Source organism: Psychrobacter lutiphocae DSM 21542 (genome assembly GCF_000382145.1).
GTDB classification, from domain to species: Bacteria; Pseudomonadota; Gammaproteobacteria; order Pseudomonadales; family Moraxellaceae; genus Psychrobacter; species Psychrobacter lutiphocae.
Map to the genome: position 1 here is coordinate 56,639 of NZ_KB907641.1, position 6,000 is coordinate 62,638.

The window sequence follows — 6,000 nt, forward strand, 5'->3', positions numbered from 1 at the left end:
TAACCTAAACAGAAACTTGGAACTTAAAATCTATGGCAACACTACACGCTAAGACTGATACAAATAGCCAAACAGATCTTGAAACGAACCTGCAACCCAGCGCTCAAAACCAAACTAAAAAAAACAGCGCACTATGGCAACGCTATCAACAACTTAAAGTCAATGACCATTTTTTATTCCCATTAGAAGGTGCTAAAAAATTGAATGTCAGTGAGTTTGAACTTCTCTTGGCTTCACCATACAGTCAGTACTTAGGTACAGACTGCCGACACGTACTGCAACAACTGACCGACTTTAATAAGGTTGAAAGTATTGTTAGAAATGAGCTGGCTGTACATGAGAAAATTGGTAAGTTAGAAAACGTAAAACTTGGCAAGCACATGGGTATTGCCTTAAATGTCGGTGGTCTTGATTTACGCTTTTTTATTGAACGATGGCAATATATGCTAGCCATCACAGATGTCAGCAAAGCGACTCATGAGATACCTGGCTCTTTTAGTATTCAGTTTTTTGATGACAAAGGGGCTGCGATCGCTAAAGTATTTTTGCGTGATTATAGCCAAACAGCTGTGACACAGTGGCAGAGCTTAATCTCAGAGCAAGCACTAACTGAACCACAGCAAATTGCCAAAGTCATTGCAAATCTACCAACACCCAAAGCCTCCCCAGCCTGGAAATATAAAGCGTTAACAACACAAGACAAACAAAGTTTGCAACAGCAATGGCGACAAATGCAGGATGTACATCAGTTTCACTTTATTTTAAAAAATTTAAATCTAGATCGTGCCAGTAGCTATCGACAAGCACCAGATGGGATGACCCAACAGCTTGAACCGCAAGCGATAGACAGTTTATTAAACTTAGCACAGCAAAGTGGCCAACCTATTATGACCTTTGTCGGTAATAACGGGGTGGTACAAATTCAAACTGGGGCTGTACATCAGATTAAGCGTATCGGAGATTGGATTAACATCTTAGACAAAGACCAAACTAATTTTACCCTACACCTTAAAGATAACGCTTTAGCACAGGTGTGGTGTGTCAAACGTCCAACCAAAGATGGGGTTGTCACTTGTATCGAGGGATTTGATGAGACTGGAAAAAGTATCATCAGCTTCTTTGGTCAGCGCCAAGAAGGTGAGGCAGAAAAAACATATTGGCAGCAGATGTGCGCCCAGTTAGTTAAACAGCATTCATTAACCACTAACTAACTATTTGTTACTAACTGAGAGCCACTAACTAACCAATAGCTATTAGCCATAAGGTAAACCAGGTTTAAGTAATCAAGCTAATAGGACTTACGCAAAAATACGATTTCAAGGCTTTAAAAGCGGCTGGTTATTATGTATGCAGCGTCTGGCTCTACCTTTAGAGGACTCATAAATGATTACCAGTTGCCATCATATCTACTCGTGCGTAAGCCCTAGCTAATTTTGCTAACAATTCGTTAGCAGGTTTAAAGTAAATAGATTATATCAACCACTACAACCCCAACCTTTATGGGTTAAAACATATAGGATTCGCCATGTTTAGCTATACATTTAAACAAAATTCTGCACTGTTATCTGCCGTGTTGCTCATCGGCACCACTGGTATTGCAAACAATGCACAGGCTTATAACCGCATTGTCGCTTTAACCCCTGACGTAGCAGATATCTTAGTAGCGTTAGACAGTACCGATAAGGTAGTGGGAAAAAACAGCTTTAATAGCAACCCCAAATTAAAATCTGTACCCACAGTCGGCAGCCACCGCAACATCACTGCAGAGTCTGTATTATCAGTCAAACCAGATCTGGTACTAGGCAGTTATATGGCGCAGCCAACCAGTATTTATCAGCGCTTAAATCAGCTCAATATCAAAGCTGTCAATGTGGCACCTAAAGAGGATGTTAATACCTTTGCCAACAGCATCAAACAGATCGGTGGTTATGTCAATCAAAGCACCAAAGCTAACCGTTTAGCTAACAGCTGGCGTCAACAAATGAGTGCCAAACCTGCCACCAAGACCCGCTATCTACTGAGCTATGATGGTCGTATTGTGGCAGGAAAAGGAACGGTTGCTGATACCTTAATTCAACGAGCTGGTGGGATTAATGCAGCTAATGTATCTGGATTAAAACCTCTATCACGCGAGGGCTGGATGGCTGCCAGACCAGATATCATTATCATAGCCGATCACAACAAACCAATGCTTGGCTCTGTGGCAAGTTTTAGTCAACGCCCTGAGATAATTAACAGTCCAGCAGCCAAAAATAGCAAAATCTACTTTTGGCCAGCTGATGACTTTTTGCGTTATGGATTAACTTCTCCAACAATCGTTAATAGATTGCATCAACTGGCCAAATAAGACTGACATTCTGTATCTGGCAATCACTTAATCTGGTAACCCCTATTATGTCAAATTTATTCTCTTCTGACTCAACCTCTACCGATGGTCAGCAGATAAAACAGTTAGCACAACCTATTGGTAGGTTGGTTTATAAACAAGCTATCTTTTATACCATAGCTGCCCTACTCTCCGTGCTGATTATCTGGCTAAGCTTGGGAGTTGGCTTTGGGGAGTGGCATGACCCGCGGCAACTAGAAGGTAGCTTATGGCAATTACGCTACCCACGCATAGCTACCGCTTTATTGGTTGGTCTGGCCTTGTCCATTAGCGGTGCAGCACTACAAGCCTTATTTGAAAACCCCTTAGCAGACCCAAGCTTAATTGGTACATCAGGGGGCGCAGCACTTGGTGTGGTACTAGTCTTAGCGCTAGGCATTAGTGGTGTTGGTGTTCCTTTAGCCGCTTTTTTGGGCAGTTTATTAGTATGCTTGTTTATTTTAGGCTGTCACCGCTGGTTAGGTGGAGGCCAGATGGGGTTACTAATTTTAGGTTTTGTGATCAGTGCATTTTGTGGTGCTTTAGTCAGTTTGATTTTATTTTTATCTAATGACATGGTACTGCGTAGCGCCACCAACTGGCTAGCTGGAAGTATGGCTGAAGCTGGATTTGTCCCCTTACGCTATGCCATCGCCAGTATTGTGCTAGGTTTAATAATTATTTTGCCTTTTGGTCGTCAGCTCGATGGATTAATGCTTGGTGAAACCACTGCAATCTCATTGGGCATCAAGGTAAATAGGGTGCGCACCTTAGTCATTGTTGCCTGTGCTTTGTTAACTGGAGCAGCAGTATCTATGTCTGGGGTTATCGGCTTTATTGGCATGATGGTGCCTAATTTATTAGCCTTATTATTTGGCGGTGGAAGAATGCGACTAATGATTTGGTCAGGCTGGCTAGGTGCCTTACTGTTATTAATTATTGACAGCTTAGCACGTCATATTGCCTATCCAATCGATGTGCCTATTGGTATTGTGTTAGCCTTGCTCGGCGGTCCTTTTTTTATATGGTTGTTTATGCATCGCCGCCCTTAACTTATCAGTTCAGTAATTTATCAGTACAGTATCAGCAGCTTAACTCGCATATTATAACGACAGATACCTTGATACTCGATATTCTCAACGAATGAATACACTCATGCACACTTAATATTTATCATTGCTCTTAAACACTTCAAACTTCAATCAGACTTCAATTTAAAGAGTTGCTATGACACCTGCTCAACCACCATTATTATGTAATATTAAACAGCTGAAAGTAAATAGTGGCCACAAGACTTTATTGGATATCCAGCAATTAAATTTATATCAGCAGCAGCTCACTACCTTTATTGGTCCAAATGGTGCTGGAAAAAGCACCTTATTAAAAAGCCTACTAACCCACCAACCTAACACTCCAAGTAGCTCTCAAAACTTAGGACTTAAAATACAGGCAGATATCGATTATAAGCCACTGAAGCGCAAATATCCTAACTGCAATACTCGCCCAATCTCAGCTACTCATCGTAATATATCAACAACATCATCAAACATATCAGCATCTAAGCTAATAACACCAACTCCCCTACATCAACCAGGACAAATAGCTTGGGTAGGCCAGCATGAACGATTTGAGCTACCGCTCACTGTGCTTGAGTATGCTCTACTTGGCGTATCACCACAACTGGCATGGTATCAAACACCGAAAAAGTCTGATGCACAAAAGGCACTTACTTTGCTACAAGACTTTGAGCTGTTATCGCTCAAGGATAGCAGGGTGCAATCCCTCTCTGGTGGTGAAAAGCAAAGGCTCGCTGTGGTACGCGCTTTAATGCAACAAACTCAAATTTTAATGCTCGATGAGCCGACTAATCATTTGGACATTCGTCATCAACGCTATCTACTGAGTTATTTAAAAAATCTAGTACAACAAGAAAAGAAAACCATCCTAATGGTACTGCATGATCTGGCCCATGCTTATAATTATAGTGATAATGTCGTGTTATTACACCAAGGCAAAGTGGTACAACAAGGCACTAGCTATGAAGTCATGAATAAAAACAATTTAAGCTTAGTATATGACGTAGATATTGCCACATATGACACTCAAGATGGGCGACTGTTTATATAGCTGTGGAATAAATTTAAACAGTTAGCCCAGAACTCTTAATATAACCTCTCATAGCCAACACATTTGTCGTAAGGCAACCTCACATAGCAACTTTAATAAACAAATACTGTATGATTTATGTACTCAACATATCGTAATAACTAAATTTTCGTTACTCTATACGAAGATTATTCTTAACGTATGAGCATCACAAGTTTTACGCCTGATGTAAATTGCTATTTACAAAGAATAATTTTTTATTAACCAACTTTCCCAAAAGGAATATCAATGACTACTATAACAACACAAAAAAAATTATCCGCTATCTTAACTGTCTCTGTTGCTTTAGCATTAAGTGCATGTAGCACTGTCCAACCCGATAGCACACAATCAGCCAGTTGGTCATATACAGGTGAAACAGCACCACAATACTGGGGCAATATAGAAGGCTACGAAGTTTGTAAAACCGGCCAAGAACAATCACCTGTAAATATCACAAAAGTGGAAGCGTCAAGCCTTGCAGCACCTAAGATCCAATTTAAAAACAGTGATATGAAAGTTGTTGATAATGGTCATACCATTGTTTATACCCCAACAAAAAGCAATAACATAACCACTATTAATGGTGAAACTTATACACTACAACAATTCCACTACCACACGCCAAGCGAGCACCAATTCTCAGGTACTTACTACCCAGGTGAGCTGCACTTCGTCCATGCAAATGCTGACGGTGACCTAGCTGTCGTTGGCGTCATGCTAAATCCTTCGGCTGCTACTGATCAGTTAACCAGCCTTGTGACCAGCAGTGAAGCTGCAAGCCGTACAGGTAAAGAAGCTCTGGCGGAAAATATTAATATTAATGCCTTAATTCCAGCTAACTCTGCCTTCTATCACTATGATGGCTCGCTAACAACGCCACCATGCTCAGAAAAAGTAGACTGGTATGTTGTAGACACCCCATTATCAGTATCTGAAAAAGATTTAGGTGTTTTAAAAGTGCTATACCCTAATAATAACAGACCGGTTCAACCACTAGGTCATCGTAAAATCGTACAAGTAAAATAAACCTAAGTTATCATTAATATAATAATAAATTTTAGATCACAAAAGCCCCCGACAGTTTTAACTGTCGGGGGCTTTTCATTGACTTCTGTCCGCAACGAAAAGCAACAGCTTATCGCTAACGATAGCTGGCTCTCAGTAACCTTTTACCCTAGCAACCTTAGAGCTTCATCCACAGCGACAATCACTCAAAGCTAAAAGTAGCAGACAAAAAAAGCCCCCATTCAAATTAATGAACGGGGGCTTTAAGGTATAGGGAGCTGACGATGACCTACTCTCACATGGGCGAACCACACTACCATCGGCGCTACGATGTTTCACTTCTGAGTTCGGGAAGGGATCAGGTGGTTCCATCGTGCTATTGTCGTCAGCAAAGGGGGTATAGATATGAGTTGGTTAAGGTGTTAGCTTAACTTTGTATTGACTAGTAATATCAAGAACCTGAATCAAGGTTGCTATAAATA

5 protein-coding genes and 1 rRNA gene are annotated in these 6,000 nt (G+C 40.9%); 5 read left to right on the forward strand and 1 reads right to left on the reverse strand.

Going from position 1 to position 6,000, the window contains the following annotated elements:
• The first annotated feature begins 32 nt into the window (after nt 1-32).
• The 5 genes from H140_RS0108615 (at nt 33) to H140_RS0108635 (ending at nt 5,539) form a co-directional block, all read left to right on the forward strand.
• The gene (locus tag H140_RS0108615) at nt 33-1,211 is read left to right on the forward strand and encodes a ChuX/HutX family heme-like substrate-binding protein (protein WP_019673257.1); all 1,179 of its coding nucleotides are present in this window, start codon (nt 33-35) and stop codon (nt 1,209-1,211) included.
• Between the two features lie 314 nt (nt 1,212-1,525).
• Nucleotides 1,526-2,347 (forward strand): heme/hemin ABC transporter substrate-binding protein, encoded by an 822-nt coding sequence (locus H140_RS0108620; protein ID WP_019673258.1) that lies wholly within the window; start codon nt 1,526-1,528, stop codon nt 2,345-2,347.
• A 47-nt stretch (nt 2,348-2,394) separates the two neighbouring features.
• On the forward strand, nt 2,395-3,417 hold the full coding sequence (locus H140_RS0108625; RefSeq protein ID WP_019673259.1) for a FecCD family ABC transporter permease: 1,023 nt from the start codon (nt 2,395-2,397) through the stop codon (nt 3,415-3,417).
• Between the two features lie 175 nt (nt 3,418-3,592).
• On the forward strand, nt 3,593-4,492 hold the full coding sequence (locus H140_RS0108630; RefSeq protein WP_019673260.1) for an ABC transporter ATP-binding protein: 900 nt from the start codon (nt 3,593-3,595) through the stop codon (nt 4,490-4,492).
• A 267-nt stretch (nt 4,493-4,759) separates the two neighbouring features.
• Nucleotides 4,760-5,539 (forward strand): carbonic anhydrase, encoded by a 780-nt coding sequence (locus H140_RS0108635; protein ID WP_019673261.1) that lies wholly within the window; start codon nt 4,760-4,762, stop codon nt 5,537-5,539.
• 255 nt (nt 5,540-5,794) lie between these two features.
• Here the strand turns inward: H140_RS0108635 and rrf are convergent.
• A 5S ribosomal RNA gene (gene rrf, locus H140_RS0108640) occupies nt 5,795-5,908 on the reverse strand.
• Nucleotides 5,909-6,000: the final 92 nt, after the last annotated feature.